Origin of the sequence: Microbacterium sp. K41, assembly GCF_004794395.1 — a bacterium.
Taxonomy (GTDB): Bacteria; Actinomycetota; Actinomycetes; order Actinomycetales; family Microbacteriaceae; genus Microbacterium; species Microbacterium sufflavum.
In genome coordinates, this window is sequence record NZ_SSDO01000459.1 from 1 (window position 1) to 17,387 (window position 17,387).

14 protein-coding genes are annotated in these 17,387 nt (G+C 70.4%); 4 read left to right on the forward strand and 10 right to left on the reverse strand.

Annotated elements, in window-relative coordinates:
* Positions 1 to 1,075: HNH endonuclease signature motif containing protein (locus DW309_RS14820; protein WP_136045799.1), on the forward strand; the 1,075-nt coding region annotated here is incomplete at its 5' end.
* Between the two features lie 319 nt (positions 1,076 to 1,394).
* Positions 1,395 to 2,672: an MFS transporter gene (locus tag DW309_RS14825; RefSeq protein WP_136045800.1), complete on the forward strand. Its 1,278-nt coding sequence runs from the start codon at positions 1,395 to 1,397 to the stop codon at positions 2,670 to 2,672.
* Between the two features lie 152 nt (positions 2,673 to 2,824).
* Here DW309_RS14825 and DW309_RS14830 read toward each other — a convergent pair whose 3' ends face one another.
* The 6 genes from DW309_RS14830 to mgrA form a co-directional block, all read right to left on the reverse strand.
* Positions 2,825 to 3,943, reverse strand: a complete 1,119-nt coding sequence (locus tag DW309_RS14830; protein WP_136045801.1) for a substrate-binding domain-containing protein — start codon at positions 3,941 to 3,943, stop codon at positions 2,825 to 2,827.
* A gap of 59 nt (positions 3,944 to 4,002) precedes the next feature.
* Positions 4,003 to 5,376: a multiple monosaccharide ABC transporter permease gene (gene mmsB, locus DW309_RS14835; RefSeq protein WP_136045802.1), complete on the reverse strand. Its 1,374-nt coding sequence runs from the start codon at positions 5,374 to 5,376 to the stop codon at positions 4,003 to 4,005.
* Positions 5,373 to 6,986, reverse strand: coding sequence for a multiple monosaccharide ABC transporter ATP-binding protein (mmsA, locus tag DW309_RS14840; protein WP_443677175.1), 1,614 nt, complete (start codon positions 6,984 to 6,986; stop codon positions 5,373 to 5,375). Before mmsA ends, mmsB begins: the two co-directional genes overlap by 4 nt.
* A 185-nt stretch (positions 6,987 to 7,171) precedes the next feature.
* On the reverse strand, positions 7,172 to 8,185 hold the full coding sequence (locus DW309_RS14845) for a LacI family DNA-binding transcriptional regulator (protein ID WP_136028596.1): 1,014 nt from the start codon (positions 8,183 to 8,185) through the stop codon (positions 7,172 to 7,174).
* Positions 8,186 to 8,302: 117 nt separating this feature from the next.
* Positions 8,303 to 9,235, reverse strand: a complete 933-nt coding sequence (locus DW309_RS14850; protein ID WP_136045803.1) for a 4-(cytidine 5'-diphospho)-2-C-methyl-D-erythritol kinase — start codon at positions 9,233 to 9,235, stop codon at positions 8,303 to 8,305.
* Positions 9,236 to 9,242: 7 nt separating this feature from the next.
* Complete coding sequence (gene mgrA / locus DW309_RS14855; protein ID WP_136036205.1) at positions 9,243 to 10,310, reverse strand: L-glyceraldehyde 3-phosphate reductase; 1,068 nt, start codon at positions 10,308 to 10,310, stop codon at positions 9,243 to 9,245.
* 271 nt (positions 10,311 to 10,581) lie between these two features.
* Here mgrA and DW309_RS14860 point away from each other — a divergent pair, with 271 nt between their 5' ends.
* Positions 10,582 to 11,415 carry a carbonic anhydrase gene (locus DW309_RS14860; RefSeq protein ID WP_168387294.1) on the forward strand — a complete coding sequence of 278 codons (834 nt, stop codon included), beginning with the start codon at positions 10,582 to 10,584 and terminating at the stop codon, positions 11,413 to 11,415.
* A 76-nt stretch (positions 11,416 to 11,491) separates the two neighbouring features.
* Here the strand turns inward: DW309_RS14860 and rsmA are convergent, their stop codons facing one another.
* Positions 11,492 to 12,340 carry a 16S rRNA (adenine(1518)-N(6)/adenine(1519)-N(6))-dimethyltransferase RsmA gene (gene rsmA, locus DW309_RS14865; RefSeq protein ID WP_136045805.1) on the reverse strand — a complete coding sequence of 283 codons (849 nt, stop codon included), beginning with the start codon at positions 12,338 to 12,340 and terminating at the stop codon, positions 11,492 to 11,494.
* A gap of 54 nt (positions 12,341 to 12,394) precedes the next feature.
* On the opposite strand from rsmA, the gene DW309_RS14870 reads away from it, so the two are divergent.
* A complete protein-coding gene (locus DW309_RS14870; protein ID WP_136045806.1) occupies positions 12,395 to 13,678 on the forward strand; it encodes an MFS transporter in 1,284 nt (427 codons plus the stop codon).
* Here DW309_RS14870 and DW309_RS14875 read toward each other — a convergent pair.
* The 3 genes from DW309_RS14875 to DW309_RS14885 form a co-directional block, all read right to left on the reverse strand.
* Complete coding sequence (locus tag DW309_RS14875; protein WP_136045807.1) at positions 13,657 to 14,550, reverse strand: TatD family hydrolase; 894 nt, start codon at positions 14,548 to 14,550, stop codon at positions 13,657 to 13,659. The two genes, DW309_RS14870 and DW309_RS14875, sit on opposite strands and share 22 nt — an antisense overlap.
* A 10-nt stretch (positions 14,551 to 14,560) precedes the next feature.
* Positions 14,561 to 16,138, reverse strand: coding sequence for a methionine--tRNA ligase (gene metG, locus DW309_RS14880; RefSeq protein ID WP_136045808.1), 1,578 nt, complete (start codon positions 16,136 to 16,138; stop codon positions 14,561 to 14,563).
* A 39-nt stretch (positions 16,139 to 16,177) separates the two neighbouring features.
* The coding region (locus tag DW309_RS14885; RefSeq protein WP_136045809.1) for a molybdopterin-dependent oxidoreductase at positions 16,178 to 17,387 on the reverse strand (1,210 nt) is incomplete at its 5' end.

Sequence of the window (17,387 nt, forward strand, 5' to 3'; positions counted from 1 at the left end):
CGATCGCGCGGTCGAACGGCGCATGTCCGAGGCGTCCTGGCTGGTCGAGCGCTTCCCCGCGGTGTGGGAGGCGCAGGGCCGCGGGCTGATCAGCGCGGCGCACGCGCGCGCGATCCTCGACGCGGGCGCGCATCTCCACGACGCTTCCGAGCGGTCGGCCTTCGCCGACGACGCCGTAGCCCTCGCGCAGACCACCTCGCCCAACCGGCTGCGGCCGCTCGTGCGACGCCTCGCCGAACGCTTCCAGGAGCGCACGGTCACCGAACGGCACCGCGACGCCCGCGAGCAGCGGCGGGTCTGGGTGAAAGACGCAGGCGACGGGATGGCCGACCTGGGCATGCACGGACCGGCGGCACTCGTCCACGGCATGTTCGACCGGCTGTCGCAGATGGCTCACGCCGTACAGCAGGAGAACGCGCGCGCGGAGCGGGGCGCGACCGAGCCCTCCCCTGCCACACCCGACACCCGCACGGTCGACCAGCTGCGAGCCGACCTGCTCTCCGATCTGGTGCTGACTGGCACCCCGGCCGGCCACGACACGGCGGACGGTCTGCTGGGCGAGCTGCGGGCGCGCGTGGAGGTGACGGTGCCTGTGCTGACCCTTCTTCGTGACGATCACCCCACGGCGGTGGGCGCTCCGGCTGAGCTCGACGGTCAGACGCCGATCGATGCGGAGACCGCCCGACATCTGACCGGCGGCGCCGCGGGGTGGGACCGGGTGCTGACGCATCCGATCAGCGGCGCGACGCTCGCGGTCGACCGCTACCGGCCGAGCGAGGAGCTCCGCCGGCACCTGCGAGCGCGCGACCAGCGCTGTCGTTTCCCCGGATGCGGCCTCGCGGCGCGGAAGAGCGACCTCGACCACAGCCACGATGCGGCCCGCGGCGGGAAGACCGAGCACCGGAACCTGGCGACCCTCTGCCGCAGACACCACACCCTCAAGCACCACTCCCCGTGGCAGGTGCGACAGCGGCCGGGCGGCCTTCTGGAGTGGACGAGTCCGACCGGACGGAGCTACCTCGACCGCCCGCCGCCTCGGCCATCGGTGGTGTTCGCGGAGGCGGCACCGTTCTGAGTCGCGATGCTGCGAGCGCATTGATGATGCCGGCGGGTGCGGCGAGCGGTGGGTGCAGCGAGTGCGGCAGGTGCGGCGAGCGGTGGGTGCAGCGAGTGCGGCGAGCGCGGCAGGTACGGCGAGCGCGCCTCCCCCTAGAGTGGAAGCATGTCGAGCCCCGAATCAGACAGGTCGGGGGCTGCCGGTCGCACCGCCAGCCCCGACACTCGCTGACTCGTCGCATCCGCCCCCGGGCGGGCGCTCCCCCGTCGCACCCGTCGCACCGGGCTGGCCGTGGTGACCAGAAGACCTCTTCTGCTCTCTCACCTCGGAGTCCTCGATGCCTCTTGCCCTCTACTCCCTCGCCCTGACGGTGTTCGTCATGGGCACGTCCGAATTCATGCTCGCCGGGCTCCTCCCCGCGATCGCCGACGACCTCGCCATCCCCGTCGGATCAGCGGGATTGCTCACCTCCGCCTTCGCGATCGGAATGGTCGTGGGCGCCCCGGTGATGGCGGCCTTCGCGCGCGGATGGCCGCCTCGCCTCACCCTGCTCCTGTGCCTGCTCGCGTTCGGCGCGTGCCACGTGCTCGGCGCCCTCACCACGTCGTTCGAGGTCCTGCTCCTCACACGGGTGGTGAGCGCGATCGCCAACGCCGGCTTCCTCGCCGTCGCCCTGCGCACCGCGACGTCGCTGGTGCCGCCCGGCCAGACCGGGCGCGCGGTCTCGGTGCTCCTGGCCGGCACCACCGTCGCCACGGTCGCGGGCGTTCCCGCGGGCACCGTGCTGGGCGCGGCCTGGGGGTGGCGCGCCACCTTCTGGGCGGTCGCGCTGCTCTGCGTGCCCGCCCTCCTCGGGATCGTCCGCGGCGTCCCTGCGCGCGTGATCGCTCCATACCGGCCAGAGTCCACATCCATACCCACACCAGCGCCCACACCCACACCCGCGCCCGCGCCCGCGGCCACGCCCACACCCACACCCACACCCACACCAGCGCCCACACCCACGCCCGCGCCCGCGGCCGCGCCGACCCTGCGTGCCGAGCTGCGCGTCTTCGGCACCCGACCGGTCGCCATCGCTCTGGCGCTCGCGGCGCTGATCAACGGCGGCACGTTCGCCGCCTTCACGTTCCTCGCGCCGATCGTGACTGAGACCGCGCACCTGGCCGAGGGATGGGTGGCGATCACCCTGGTGCTCTTCGGCGTCGGGTCGTTCGTCGGTGTGACCGTCGCTGGGCGACTCTCCGACCGGCACCCCGGGCTGGTGGTCGGCATCGGCGGACCGCTGCTGCTCGCCGGCTGGACGGCGTTCGCGCTCCTCGCGACCCACCCCGCGACTCTGCTCGCCGGCGTGCTCGTGCTGGGAGTGTTGTCGTTCGGGGTGGGCAGCACCCTGGTCACACGGGTGCTGTACGCCGCGACCGGGGCACCGACCATGGCCGGCTCCGCCGCGACCGCAGCCCTGAACGTCGGAGCGGCCGCGGGCCCCGTGCTCGGAGCCGCGGCACTGGCGACCGGCACCGGACCTCTCGGACCGGTCTGGGTCGCGGTCGCCCTCACCGGGATCGCCCTCACCCTCCTGCTCCTCACCCGCGCCTCCATGACGCGCACCTCGTGACGCGACCTCGTGATCGGCGCCGGTGCGCTGGCGTCACGGGCGCCGCGAACGACACAGCCCCGTGACGCGGGCGCCGGACAGGCACGGGCCCTCACGCGGACGAGCCGCCCGCCCCTGATGGGACGGACGGCTCGTGCGCTGTGCGAATCGTGTTACTGGTACGACTTCACGATCTCGAGGAGGCTCGGCACGTTGGCGTACGCCTCGGCCGCGTTCTCCTTGGTGACGATGACCGGCGGGAGCAGGTAGGCCGGAACGACCTTCTTGCCGTTGTCGTACTGGTCGGTGTCGTTGACGTCGACCTCGTCGCCCTTCTGCAGCTGGCCGACCATCTTGATGGCCTGCTCCACGAGCAGCGTGGTGTCCTTGTTGATCGTGGAGTACTGGACGCCCTCCATGATCGACTTCACCGACTCGACCTCGGAGTCCTGACCCGTGACGACCGGGACGGGCTTGCCGGCACCCTGCACCGAGGTGATGATGGCGCGCGCGAGCGTGTCGTTCGGGGACAGGACGCCGTCGAGCGTCTCCGAGCCGTACGTCGAGGTGAGGATCGAGTCCATGCGACGCTGGGCGTTCTCCGGCTTCCATCCCTCGGTCGCGGTCTGCGAGATCTCGGTCTGACCGGAGACGACGTTCAGCGTGCCGTCGTCGATCTTCGGCTGCAGCACCTCCATCGCGCCGTTGAAGAACACGGCGGAGTTGGCGTCGTCCGGCGAACCCGAGAACAGCTCGATGTTGTACGGCGCCTCGTGGCCCGCGCGCTCGGCGAGACCGTCGAGGAGCGCCTGGCCCTGGAGCTTGCCGACCTCGAAGTTGTCGAACGCGACGTAGTAGTCCACCGCGTCGGTGTTCTCGATCAGGCGGTCGTACGCGATGACGGCGACACCGGCGTCGCGCGCGGCCTCGACCTGGGTGGTGAGCTGCTTGCCGTCCTTCGCGCCGATGATGATGACCTTGGCACCGCCGGTGACCATCGCCTGGATCTGGTTCTGCTGCTCGGCGACCGTGTTGCTGGCCGGCGCGTACTGCACGTCGGCCTTGAACCCGGCCTTCTCCAGGCCATCGGTGAACAGCTGACCGGCCAGGACCCAGTTCTCCGAGGTCTTGTCCGGGAGGGCGACACCGATCGTGGCGTCGGCGGCGAAGCCCTTCGTCGCTTCATCGCCGGAACCCGATCCCGTGTCACCGCCGCGCTCCGAGGAGCAGCCGGTGAGGGCGAATGCGCCCGCGACGACAAGCGCTGTCGCCGACAGAAGAATCTTCTTCATGTGATCTCTTTCTCTGGTGTGTGCAGGTCTCGTCGCGCGTGCGCTGCGCGACGCGGCCCTTACTTTCCGCGCGTCTCCTCGACGGCGGGGGCTTCGTACTTCTGGCTGGTGGGGTAGTTCGTCTTCGTCGGATCGAAGGTGTCGGTGGCCGGGTCCTGCTTGCGGCCGAAGCGACGCGTGAGGAAGCCGGTGATCGAGGGGCGTCCCTGCTGCTTGTTCCACACGTCGATGCCGACCGCGAACAGCAGCACGAGGCCCTTGATCATCGACACGACGTCGGCGCCGGCGCCGAGCAGGGCGAGGCCGTTGTTGAGGAACGCCATCACGAGACCACCGATGATCGACCCGATCACGGTGCCGATGCCGCCCGAGACGGCCGCACCGCCGATGAAGACCGAGGCGATCGCGTCGAGCTCCCAGCCGTTGCCGTCCTGGGGACCGGACGCGGTCGCCCTCGCGACGTAGATCATGCCGGCGAGCGAGGCCAGGACCGACATGTTCATCATCACGAAGAAGTCGACCCAGCGGTCCTTCACGCCCGACAGGCGCGCCGCCTGCCGGTTGCCGCCGACCGCGTAGATGTGCCGGCCGAACACGGTGTTGTTCGTGATGAACGAGTACAGGATGACCAGGGCGAGCAGGATGACGCCCGAGATCGGGAAGCTGGTGCCCTCACGGCCGGTGGCGAACAGCCAGCCCGCGATGAGGATGACCGCCGAGATCAGCACGACCTTGGTGACGCTGACCCACAGCGGCGCCATGTCGGAGCCCATCTTGCGCTGCACGCGACGCGTACGGATCTCCCAGAACACGATCCACGCCACGCCGGCGAGCGCCAGCATCATGGTCGGGATGTTGAACGGCAGCGGCAGTGCGATCTCCGGCAGGTACCCCGCGCCGATGATCTTGAAGCCCTCCGGAACGGGCACGGACTGCGAGTCGCCGACCCACTGGTTCGCCCCGCGGAAGAACAGCATGCCGGCCAGGGTCACGATGAACGCCGGCACTCCCACATAGGCGACCCAGAAGCCCTGCCAGGCTCCCACGAGCACACCGACCCCCAGTCCCAGCAGGATGCCGAGCGGCCAGGGAAGGTTCCAGTCCTGCATCGCCTTCGCCACCACGATGCCCGTGAACGCGGCGACCGAGCCGACCGAGAGGTCGATGTGCCCCATGATGATGACCATCACCATGCCGATCGCCAGGATCAGGATGTACGAGTACTGGTTGACGACGTTGATGAGGTTCCCGGACGACAGCGTGAGTCCGGTGCCCTTCACGATCCACGTCAGCACCTGGAAGACGACGAGGATGACGACGAGGCTGCCGAGGATGCCGAACTGGCGCAGCGTGGAGGTGCCGCCGCCGCCGAACATCTTCGTGATGTCCTTGAAGTGGAAGCCGCGCTTCGCGGTGGTCGAGTCGGTGGTCATGCGGATGCTTTCTGGGTCGCGGAGGTCATGCTGCGCATGAGGTCCTCGGGGGTCGCCTGGTCGGCCGGGATGCAGTCGGTGACCCGGCCTTCGAACACGGTGTAGATGCGGTCGGAGATGCCGAGAAGCTCGGGCAGCTCGCTGGAGATCACGATCACGCCCTTGCCCTGGGCGGCGAGCTCGTTGATGATCGCGTAGATCTCGTACTTGGCGCCGACGTCGATGCCGCGGGTGGGCTCGTCGAGGATCAGCAGGTCGGGGTCGGTGAACATCCACTTCGCGAGGACGACCTTCTGCTGGTTGCCGCCCGACAGCTTGCCGACGCCCTCCTCCACCGAGGGGGTCTTGATGCGCAGCGCCTTGCGGTAGCGTTCGGCGACCGCGAACTCCTCGCGCGCGTCGACCACCCCGTTGTGCGCGATCTTCGACAGCTTCGCCGCCACGATCGACCGTTTGATGGTGTCGAGCAGGTTGAGCCCCAGCACCTTGCGGTCCTCGCTCACGTAGGCGAGGCCGTGCTTGATGGCCGCAGCGACATCGGGCAGTTCGATCTCCTGCCCGTCCTTCACGAGCGTGCCGGAGAGGTAGGTGCCGTAGGAGCGACCGAAGATGCTCATGGCGAGCTCGGTGCGCCCCGCGCCCATGAGCCCGGCGATGCCGACGACCTCGCCGCGCCGCACGTTCAGGTTCGAGCCCTTCACGACCATGCGCTCCGGCACCGTCGGGTGCTGCACCCACCAGTCCCTGACCTCGAAGAACACCTCGCCGATCTCGGGCGTGCGGTCGGGGTAGCGGCTCTCCAGCGACCGGCCGACCATGCCGCGGATGATGCGGTCCTCGTTGATCTCGCCGCGGGAGATGTCGAGCGTCTCGACCGTGCGGCCGTCGCGGATGATCGTGATCTCGTCGGCGATCTGCTCGATCTCGTTGAGCTTGTGGCTGATCATGATCGACGCGATGCCCTTGGCCTTGAGCCCCAGGATCAGGTCGAGCAGGTGCTGGGAGTCGTTCTCGTTCAGGGCCGCGGTCGGCTCGTCGAGGATCAGGAGCTTGACGTCCTTGTTGAGGGCCTTGGCGATCTCGATGAGCTGCTGCTTGCCGACGCCGAGGGTCTTGATCGGCACGTCGGGGTCTTCGCTCAGCCCGACGCGGGCGAGCAACTCGATCGTGCGCTCCTTCTGCGCCTGCCAGTCGATGCGGCCGAAGCGGCGGATCTCGTTGCCGAGGAAGATGTTCTCGGTGACGGACAGCTCGGGGATGAGCGCCAGCTCCTGGTGGATGATGACGATGCCCGCCTGCTCGCTCGCGGCGATGTCCTTGAAGCGCTGCTCCTCGCCGTACAGCAGGATCTCCCCGTCGTAACTGCCGTACGGGTACACCCCGGAGAGGACCTTCATCAGCGTCGACTTCCCGGCGCCGTTCTCGCCGCAGATCGCGTGGATCTCGCCGGCGCGGACGGTGATCGAGACGTCGGCGAGGGCCTTGACCCCCGGGAACTCCTTGGTGATGCTGCGCATCTCCAGGATCGGGCCTGACACGGTCGGCAACGTTGCAGTGGTGCTCACGGATCTTCCTCGCGACGTGCGGTCACCTTCGATGTGACCGTTCACATCGATACATCGTCGTCTCCCGCGGGAGCGGTGTCAAGTCGGCGCGGGCATTCCGTGTCGCGACCGTGATCTCCTCGCGATCCGCAGGAACACGGGCATCCCGGCGGCGCGGCGGATCGAAAGGATTCGATCCGTGGAGGGGCGCGGCCCGCGGGAATCGAATGCCCCGAACGCGCCGGATCGGCTCAGCGGGCGGCGGCCGACTCGCGAGCCCGCAGCAGCGTCTGCAGCGCCCCGAACGCGGGCGGATCCTCACCGCGGATCTGCGCCAGCAGGATGCGCACCGCGCGACGGCCGAGCTCCGGGAAGTCCTGGTGCACGGTGCTCAGCGTCGGTGCCACGTGGGCCGCGACCGGGATGTCGTCGAAGCCGATCACGCTCACGTCATGCGGCACCCGCACCCCGGCGTCGCGGAAGCCGTGCAGCAGTCCGATTGCCATCAGGTCGTTCGCCGCGAACACCGCCGTGAAGTCGCGGCGGTGCGACAGCTCCTTGCCCGCGAAGTAGCCGAAGTCCGCCGTCCAGTCCCCGCGGATGGGCGGGAACGTGGGCAGATCGGCATCGCGCAGCGCGTCGAGGTAGCCCCGCATGCGCGACTCCGCCTCGATCCAGTCCTGCGGTCCGGCCAGGTGCAGGATGTCGCTGTGCCCGAGCGAGATGAGGTGCTCCGTCGCGGCTTTGGCACCGGCGACCTGATCGGCCGACAGGCTCACGCCGTCCGAGCCCGACGCCGTCTGCAGAGTGACGAAGGGCATCGCGCCGGACATGCCGCGCAAGACATGGAACACGCGCACCTGTGGCGCGAGCACCACGATCCCGTCGACCTGCTCCCGCTCGAGCTGGCGCACCGCGTTGCCGATGGCCTCCGGCGTGGTCGAGGGGAGGTTGAGCGTGGAGACCGAGTAGCCCTCCTCGCGCGCCGCATCCTCGATCCCGGCGATGGACGAGGTGGGGCCGAACTCGCCGATCGTGGCGGACAGGATGCCCAGCATGTTCGACTTGCTCGTCACCAGCGCGCGCGCCGCGAGGTTCGGCCGGTAGTCCAGCACGGCGATCGCGTCGAGCACCTTCGCCTTGGTCTCCGGCCGGATGCTGGGGTGATCGTTCAGCACGCGGGACACCGTCTGGTGCGACACCCCCGCGAGCCGGGCGACATCGCGGATGCTCGGCAGGCGGGCACGCTCGGAGGACGTGGACATCACTGCCTCCTCGCGTGTGCACGGTCACATCGTCACTTCATTATGTCTGCCGGGACCGCGCCGTGCATCCCGAAGGCGTCACGGGCCGTGGGCCGGAGGACGTCGCGGCGGGAGATCTCAGCCGAGGATGCGGGCGCCGGGCACCGGCCCGTGCACGTGCAGCGGGTCCAGCCCCTCGTCCCGCAGCCGGGTCTGCACGTCCTGCGCGGTCTCGGGATCGGGGCACAGCAGCGCGACCGTGGGACCGGAGCCCGAGACGATCCCGTGCAGGGCACCCGCCGCGATCCCGCGGTCGATCGTGTCACCCAGGTCGGGCCGCTCGTGCAGCGCCGCCGCCTGCAGGTCGTTGTGCAAGGCATCGGCGAGCTGGCGCGGGTCTCCGGTGCGCAGCGCCTGGAGCACCGGGATCGGCACGTCGAGCGACAGCGGCGGGTCATCGGCGAGCGCACCCTCCTCCTCGCGCAGCAGGTCGAGCCGCTCGTACACCACCGGGGTCGACAGGCCCTGCTCGCTCGTCACCAGCAGCCAGTCGAAGCGGCCGCGCGCGAGTGCCGGGTTCAGCTGATCACCGCGCCCCGTGCCCACCGCCGTGCCGCCGTGCAGGGCGAACGGGACGTCGGCGCCGAGCCGCGCCGCCAGGTCGTGCAGACGCGCGGGCGACAGACCGGTCCCCCACAGCGCATCGCACGCGACCAGGGCCGCGGCGGCATCGGCCGATCCGCCCCCCATGCCGCCAGCGACCGGAACGCTCTTGCGCACCTCGAGCGCCACCCCGCCGGTGTGCTCGGTGGCCGTGGCGAGCAGCTTGGCCGCGCGCATCGCCAGGTTGCGGTCGTCGAGCGGCACGGAGCCGTCGTCCTCGACCCCGGACACCGTGATCGAGAAGTCGTCCGCCGGCCGCGCGATCACGTCTTCGTACAGCGACACCGCCTGGAACACCGTCGCGAGGGCGTGGTAGCCGTCGTCGTGGCGGCCACCGACCCCCAGATAGACGTTGATCTTCCCCGGCGCGCGCACGTGCACGGATCCGGCGGCCGAGGCGAGGCTCATGACCGGGTCACAGATCCGAGGAGGTGGCCCAGAGGTTCACGTCGATCCCCCCGGACAGCTCGTCGATGCGGGCGAGCTCCTCCGCGGTGAACTCGGGCCCGTCGAGCGCGGCGAGGTTCTCGTCGAGCTGCTCGGGCCGGGACGCCCCGATCAGGGCCGAGGCGACCACCGGGGTGCGCAGCGTCCACTGCAGCGCCAGCTGGGCGAGCGACTGTCCGCGGCCCTTCGCCACGTCGTTCAGCGCCCGCAGCGTCTGCACGGCCTCGTCGGTGAGCTTGCCCTTCGGGAGCGAGCCGCGCTGCTGCGCCCGGTCGGCGGTGCCGTCGCCCAGGTACTTGTCGGTGAGCAGTCCCTGCGCGAGCGGCGTGAACGCGATGGCGCCGAGACCCGACTCCTCGAGCGTCGTCGTGAGGCCGTCCTCGATCCACCGGTTCAGGATGGAGTACGCGGGCTGGTGGATGACCAGCGGGGTGCCGAGATCCTTCGCCACGGCGACCGCCTCGGCCGTGCGCTCGGCGCTGTACGACGAGATGCCCACGTAGAGCGCCTTGCCCTGCCGCACGAGCGTGTCGAGCGCGCCCACGGTCTCCTCGATCGGGGTGACCGGATCGACGCGGTGCGAGTAGAAGATGTCGACGTAGTCCAGGCCCATGCGCGTGAGCGACTGCTCGGCGCTGGCGAGGATGTACTTGCGGCTCGCGTAGTCGCCGTACGGGCCCGGCCACATGTCCCAGCCGGCCTTCGACGAGATGATGAGCTCGTCGCGGTAAGGCCGGAAGTCCTCCGCGAAGATGCGACCGAAGTTCTTCTCGGCGGAGCCGTAGGGCGGGCCGTAGTTGTTCGCGAGATCGAAGTGCGTGATACCGCCGTCGAACGCGTGACGCAGCAGCGCGCGCTGGTTGTCGAGCGGGATGTTGTCGCCGAAGTTCCACCACAGCCCGAGCGAGATCGGCGGCAGGTAGAGGCCGGACGACCCGACCTGACGGTAGGCGAACCGTCCGTAGCGGCCCTCGTCGGCGGCGTACGGGCGGTGGAGCTCGGGGACATCGGGACGGAAGCGCGGGGAATCGGTCACGGTGCCAGATTACCGGGCGGTGTGGGATCCGGGATCGCCGTTGCGTGGCGCCCGATGCGCTGGTAGGCGGGGACGACGGGCGGTGCGGGACCACGGGCAACTCCGGGTTTCGTCGCCTACACTCGTGCCGCTCGGACGCCGCGGGGCAGTGACAACTGGCCGTCCGGGTGATCACGCAGTCCGCCAGGGCATCGTCCCGATGGCGTCGCGGTGTGGTGCGCGGCGATCCGCTGTGCCTGCAGCGCGCGCCGCACACTCCGAAGGAAACAACATGAAGATCCGCCCCGCTCTCGCTCTGTCCACCGCGGCCCTCGCGATCGGCGCTCTCGCCGGCTGCGCACCCGCCGCCACGACCCCCGCCACGACCCCCGCCGCGTCTGCGTCGCCCTCGCCCGGCGCCTCCGCGGACGCCGAGTGGTCGTACCGCGGGTCCAACGGCCCCGAGCACTGGGGGAAGTTCGGCGCCGCGTGCGAGAACGTCGACAGCTCCCACGAGTCCCCCATCGCCATCGACACCTCGACGGTGCAGATGGGGACCGCCGCGCAGAAGGTCGTGACGCACTACGCCCCCGCCGCGTTCGACATCGAGAACAACGGCCACACCATCGAGGCGATCCCGGAGGACCCGACGTCCAACTCGATCGAGGTGAACGGCAAGACGTACGAGCTGCAGCAGTTCCACCTGCACGCGAGCAGCGAGCACACGATCGACGGACGCACGGCTCCCGCCGAGCTCCACCTGGTGCACAAGGCCGAGGACGGCTCGGTGCTCGTGCTCGGCGTGATGCTGCAGGCAGGGGCGGCCAGCACGGCGCTCGACGAGTTCTTCTCCTCGATCACGCCCACGGTGAGCGAGAAGGGCACGCCGCTGAGCCACAAGATCGACCCCGCCGCGCTCATCCCGGCGGACGGCGTGAGCGTGCAGTACGACGGCTCGCTCACCACGCCGCCGTGCACCGAGGGCGTGCGCTGGAACGTCTACCTCACCCCGGTGACGGTGTCGGCGGAGGAGCTCGCCGCGTTCACCGCCGTGTACCCCGACAACCACCGACCCGTGCAGCCCCTGCACGACCGCACGCTCACCGAGATCCCCTCGGGGGTCTGAGCTCCGCGTCCTGCCCGCAGCTCCGCCGGGCTCCCGCCGCGACGGCGGGAGCCCGGCGGTGTCGAGGGGCAGAACCTCAGGCCGCGGGTGCCTGCTGCGCGATGCGCTGGTAGTCGTCGACCGTGAGGTCCTCGCCGCGGGCGGTCGGAGCCACGCCGGCGGCCGTCAGCACCTCGGTCGCGGCGGCCGAGCTGCCGAAGACGCCGGACAGCGCCTGGCGGAGCATCTTGCGGCGCTGGTTGAACGCGGCATCGACGATCTCGAAGGTGCGGCGACGCTCGGCCTCGGAACCGCGCTCGCCCTCCGACCGATCGAACCCGACGAGCAGGCTGTCGACGTTCGGAACGGGCCAGAACACCTGCCGCGACACCGTGCCGGTGAGCCGCCACTCGCCGTACCACGCGGCCTTCACGCTCGGGGAGCCGTAGATCTTCGACCCCGGCTTCGCCGCCAGGCGCTCGGCCACCTCGGCCTGCACCATCACGACGCCCCGATGCAGGTAGGGGAAGGTCTCGAGGAAGTGCAGCAGCACCGGCACCGACACGTTGTACGGCAGGTTCGCGACCAGGACGGTCGGCTCGCCGGGCAGCTCGGCCACCCGCAGCGCGTCGGCATCGACCACCGTGAGCGCCCCCTCGGGCACGCCGTGCTCGGCGGCGGTCTGCGGCAGGCGGGCGGCGAGGCGGTGATCGATCTCCACGGCGGTGACGGCGGCCCCGGTCTCCAGGATCGCGAGCGTCAGCGAACCCAGGCCGGGCCCCACCTCGACCACGCGCTCGCCCGGCTGCACGCGCGCGGCCTGCACGATCTTGCGGACCGTGTTCGCGTCGGTGACGAAGTTCTGGCCCAGCTTCTTGGTGGGGGTGACATCGAGCTCGGCGGCCAGTCGGCGGATCTCGGCGGCTCCGAGCAGGGTGACGGTCATGCGTCCATTCTCGCCGAAAGCCCGACCGTCCCCGGCACTCGCTATCCTGCGGGGATGCCCTCCCTCGGTGAACTGATCGCTCCGCGGCGCATGGGCAGGGACTTCCGCTGGCTGCTCGCGTCGTCGTGGACGAGCAACATCGGCGACGGCGTGGCGCTGGCCGCCGCTCCCCTGCTCATCGCCTCGATGACCTCGTCGCCGATCCTCGTCGCCTCCGGCGCCGTCCTCCAGTTCCTGCCCTGGCTGCTGTTCGGCCTGCACGCGGGGGCCATCGCCGACCGCTTCGACCGTCGGCGCCTGGTGATGATCGCGAACGCCGCGCGGGCGGTCGTGCTCGCGGCGCTGTGCGTGTTCCTCGTGACGGGCACCGCGAACATCGGGATCGTGCTCGCGGTGGCCTTCCTGTACGGCTCGGCCGAGGTGTTCGTCGACACCGCGAGCAGCACGCTGCTGCCGATGATCGTGAAGCCGGATGACCTCGGGATCGGCAACGCGCGGCTCCAGGCCGGCTACCTCGTGGCCAACCAGTTCGCCGATCCTCCCCTCGGGGCGTTCCTGTTCGCCGCGGGGCACGCCTGGCCGTTCCTGGTCGAGGTGCTGTGCGTCAGCCTCGCGGTCGTGCTGATCTCCCGCATGGCCCGCACGCCCGTGCCGCCCCGGGCGGACGCCGCCGCACACCCGCCCGTGCACACCGACATCGCGGAGGGGCTGCGCTGGCTGTGGCGCAACCCGCCCGTGCGCATGCTGGTGATCATCATCCTCGTCTTCAACGTCACGTGGGCGGCGCCGTGGGGCGTGCTCGTGCTGTACGCGACCGAGCACCTGCAGATGGGCCCGGTGGGGTACGGCGCCCTCACCACGGCGTCCGCGGCCGGCGGCATCCTCGCGACGTTCAGCTTCGGGTGGCTCGAACGGCACGTGTCGTTCGCGACCCTCATGCGCATCGTGCTCTCGCTGGAGGTGCTGATGCACCTGGCGTTCGCGCTCACCACCGCCGGCTGGGTGGCGCTGATCATCATGTTCTTCTTCGGCGCGTACGCCTTCGTGTGGGGCACGATCTCCACGACCGTCCGGCAGCGTCTCGTGCCCGCCGAGCTGCAGGGGCGCGTCGCCTCGGTCAACATGGTCGGGGTGTTCGGGGGCATGATCGTCGGCCAGGCGCTCGGCGGAGTGATCGCCCAGCTGTGGGGGCTCACCGCACCGTGGTGGTTCGCGTTCGGCGGCGCAGCGATCACGCTGCTGCTGGTGTGGAGGCCGATCTCGCAGATCGTGAGCGCGAAACCGGTCGCCCAGACCGGCCCGGACGACGTGGACGCTCAGTCGGTGAACGAGCCGTAGACCCGCAGGGTGTTCTCGGCGAGCTGCGCGGACAGCTCGTCGACGCCGATGCCGAGCTCGGCGGCCAGGAAGCGGACCGTGATCGGCACGAGGTAGGGCGCGTTCGGACGGCCCCGCAGCGGCGTCGGCGTGAGGAACGGGGCGTCGGTCTCCACCAGAAGTCGGTCGAGCGGCGTGACCTTCAGCGCGTCGCGCAGGTTCTGCGCGTTCTTGAACGTGACGTTGCCCGCGAACGACAGGTGGTAGCCCGCGTCGGCGCACACCCGGGCCATCGCGGCGTCGCCGGAGAAGCAGTGGAACACCGTGCGATCGGGAGCGCCCACACGCGACAGGGTCTCCAGCACCGCGTCGTGCGCGTCGCGGTCGTGGATCTGCATCGCGATGCCGTGCTTCTTCGCGAGCGCGATGTGCGCCTCGAACGACTCGAACTGCGGCCCGCGGCGCTCCGGCTCGGTGCGGAAGAAGTCGAGCCCGGTCTCGCCGATCGCGCGGGTGCGCGGATGCGCCGCCAGCTCGTCGATCACCGCGAGGGCCTCGTCGAGACCGACACCGCCGCGACGGCCCTGCTCGGCATAGGTCGGCGCGTCGTTCGGGTGGATCGCCACCGCGGCGAGCACGCGCCGGTCCGAAGCCGCCGCCTCGACCGCCCAGCGCGACGACTCGATGTCGCCCGATGCCTGCACGACCCCGGCGATGCCCACGGCCTCGGCGCGGTCGAGCTGCTCCGTCAGGCTCAACGGCTCGTCGCCGTCCATGATCTCCAGGTGCGCGTGGTTGTCGTACACCGGGACGGCGAGGGGCTCAGGGGCTGCGGGATACCGCAGGTCTTTGCGCCCGTCGCCGTCTCGGCGCTGCACGTACGTCTCGGTCATGGGGTGTCGGTCAGGCCGTGGACTCCACGCGCGGGAACAGCGGCGCGAGGCCGTTGACGCTCGTGCCCGGCTTCAGCACGCCCCACGCCCCCGCCTCACGGATCGGCTGGTCCTGCAGACGACCCAGCGTCTCGGCGGCGCCCAGTGCGATCCACAGCTTCTCGGTGGACTGCGGCATCACCGGCGACAACAGCACCGCCAGGGCCCGCAGGCCCTCGGCACACGTGTACAGCACCGTGCCCAGACGCTCGCGCTTCTCGTCGTCGCGGGCCAGCGCCCACGGCTCGTTCTCGGTGATGTAGCCGTTGAGCGCGTCGACGATGGTCCAGATCGCGGAGATCGCCTCGTCGATGCGGAACTGGCCGATCGCGGCATCCGCCTTCGTCGCGGCGTCGGCGACGATCTTCTGGATCGCGAGGTCCGCCTCGGTGTACTCGGCCGCCGGCGGGACGATGCCCTCGAAGTACTTCTCGATCATCGCGGTCGTGCGGGAGGCGAGGTTGCCGAAGCCGTTCGCGAGCTCGGCCTGGTAGCGGGCGGACAGGTCCTCCCAGGAGAACGAGCCGTCCTGGCCGAACGCGATCGCCGACAGGAAGTAGAAGCGGTAGGCGTCGGAGCCGAACACGTCGGTGATCTCGGTCGGCGCGATGCCGGTCAGCTTCGACTTGGACATCTTCTCGCCGCCGACCAGCAGCCAGCCGTGCGCGAACACGCCCTGGGGAACGTCGAGCCCCGCCGCCATCAGCAGCGCGGGCCAGATCACCGCGTGGAAGCGCAGGATGTCCTTGCCGACCACGTGGTACGCGGGCCAGCGGCGCGCGAACGTCTCCTCATCGGAGCCGTAGCCCACGGCGGTGGCGTAGTTGAGCAGCGCGTCGACCCACACGTAGATCACGTGCGACTCGTCCCACGGCAGCGGGATGCCCCAGTCGAACGTGGAGCGCGAGATCGACAGGTCCTTGAGCCCCTGGCTCACGAACGACACGACCTCGTTGCGCGCCGAGTCCGGCCGCACGAAGTCGGGCTCGGTCTTGTACAGCTCGAGCAGCCGGTCCTGGAACTCGCTCAGCTTGAAGAAGTAGTTCTTCTCCTGCAGCAGCTCCAGCGGCTTGGAGTGGATCGCACACACCTTCAGCCCCTCGAAGGGACCGGTGCCGTCGACGATCTCGGACTCCGGCTTGAACTCCTCGCAGCCCACGCAGTAGAGCGCCTCGTACTCGCCCGCGTAGATGTAGCCGCGGTCGTACAGGCGCTGGAAGAACGTCTGCACGTTGGTCTCGTGGCGCTCCTGCGTCGTGCGGATGAAGTCGTCGTTGGCGACATCGAGGGTCGTCAACAGCGGGAACCAGCTCTCGCTGACCAGCTTGTCCACCCACTCCTGCGGCGTCACGCCGTTGGCCGCCGCCGCCCGCAGCATCTTCTGCCCGTGCTCGTCGGTGCCCGTGAGCATCCAGGTGTCATCCCCCGCCTGGCGGTGCCACCGCGCGAGCGTGTCGACCGCCACCGTCGTGTACCCGTGGCCGATGTGGGGCACGTCGGACGGGTAGTAGATGGGCGTGGTGATGTAGAAGGATTCGCCTGCGGGCATGGAGCAATTCTAGGTGGCGCGGCGCTCGTGGTTACGCGCTCACGCGACCGTCACCTCGACGCGGTGCCAGCCCTGGGCGCCGTCCGGCACGGGAGCCGCCCGGTCCGCGGTCTGGGTCTCCCCTTCGGCGTTCACGGCGCGGCACTCGATGGTGTGCGCGCCGCTCTCCGCCGTCCACGGCAGACGCCACTGCACCCACGTGTCGGCGGAGATCTCGGCGGCCAGCTCCGCGCGCTGCCACGGCCCCTCGTCCACCCGCACCTCGACGCCCTCGATGCCGGTGTGCTGCTGCCACGCCATGCCCGCGATCACCGCGTCGCCCGCGTCGATACGCTGCCCGGGGCGCGGCACGTCGATGCGCGACTGCAGCTTGACGGGCCCGCGCTCCGACCACCCCCGGGTCGTCCAGTACGCGGCGGCCCTGTCGAAGCGGGTGACCTCCAGCTGCGTCACCCACTTCGTCGCCGACACGTAGCCGTACAGCCCTGGCACCACCATCCGCACCGGGAAGCCGTGTTCGAGCGGCAGCGGCTCGCCGTTCATGCCCACCGCGAGCAGGGCGTCCCGGTCGTCGGTGAGGGCCTCGAGCGGGGTCGAGGCCGTGAAGCCGTCGGCCGAGGTCGAGAGCACCATGTCGGCATCGGGGTCGACGCCCGCGCGGGCGAGCATCTCCCGCACCGGGTACCCCAGCCAGCGCGCGGTGCCGATCAGCGAGCCGCCCACCTCGTTCGACACGCACGCGAGCGTGACATCGGCCTCCACGAGCGGCAGGGCGAGCAGCTCCTCCCACGTGAGCACGACCTCGCGATCGACCATGCCGTGGATGCGCAGCGACCAGTCGGCGGGGTCCACGCGCGGCACGATGAGAGCGGTGTCGATGCGATAGAACTCGGCGTTCGGGGTGACCACCGGCGCGAGACCGGGGATGTCGAGCTCGGCCCCGGCGGGCACGGCAGCGGCGGGGCGAGCCGGGGAGGGCAGCCGCAGCGCCGCACGGACGGCTTCGACGGAGCGCGTCGCGCCACGGGCGAGCGAGCTGCCGATGAGCGCGACGAGCCCGACCGCGGCGGCCCCGGCCGTCCACAGCAGGAAGCGGCGGCGATCCTCGTGGTCCGGTGCGAGTCCGGCGACCGGGCGGAGGCGGCGGATCAGCAGGCGCAGCACGATCACGGAGACGAGACCGGCGACCAGCCCGGGAAGCCACGCGAACGGGCCGGAGCCGGGGCGGATCAGCGCGACGACGACGGCG

Excerpts from the sequence above, each read along its gene's own strand:
- metG (WP_136045808.1), bottom strand. The coding sequence starts at position 16,138 with ATGCCCGCAGGCGAATCCTTCTACATCACCACGCCCATCTACTACCCG.
- DW309_RS14850 (WP_136045803.1), bottom strand. The coding sequence starts at position 9,235 with ATGAGCCTCGCCTCGGCCGCCGGATCCGTGCACGTGCGCGCGCCGGGG.
- DW309_RS14860 (WP_168387294.1), top strand. The coding sequence starts at position 10,582 with ATGAAGATCCGCCCCGCTCTCGCTCTGTCCACCGCGGCCCTCGCGATC.
- DW309_RS14875 (WP_136045807.1), bottom strand. The coding sequence starts at position 14,550 with ATGACCGAGACGTACGTGCAGCGCCGAGACGGCGACGGGCGCAAAGAC.
- DW309_RS14830 (WP_136045801.1), bottom strand. The coding sequence starts at position 3,943 with ATGAAGAAGATTCTTCTGTCGGCGACAGCGCTTGTCGTCGCGGGCGCA.
- DW309_RS14870 (WP_136045806.1), top strand. The coding sequence starts at position 12,395 with ATGCCCTCCCTCGGTGAACTGATCGCTCCGCGGCGCATGGGCAGGGAC.
- DW309_RS14825 (WP_136045800.1), top strand. The coding sequence starts at position 1,395 with ATGCCTCTTGCCCTCTACTCCCTCGCCCTGACGGTGTTCGTCATGGGC.
- rsmA (WP_136045805.1), bottom strand. The coding sequence starts at position 12,340 with ATGACCGTCACCCTGCTCGGAGCCGCCGAGATCCGCCGACTGGCCGCC.
- mmsB (WP_136045802.1), bottom strand. The coding sequence starts at position 5,376 with ATGACCACCGACTCGACCACCGCGAAGCGCGGCTTCCACTTCAAGGAC.
- DW309_RS14845 (WP_136028596.1), bottom strand. The coding sequence starts at position 8,185 with ATGTCCACGTCCTCCGAGCGTGCCCGCCTGCCGAGCATCCGCGATGTC.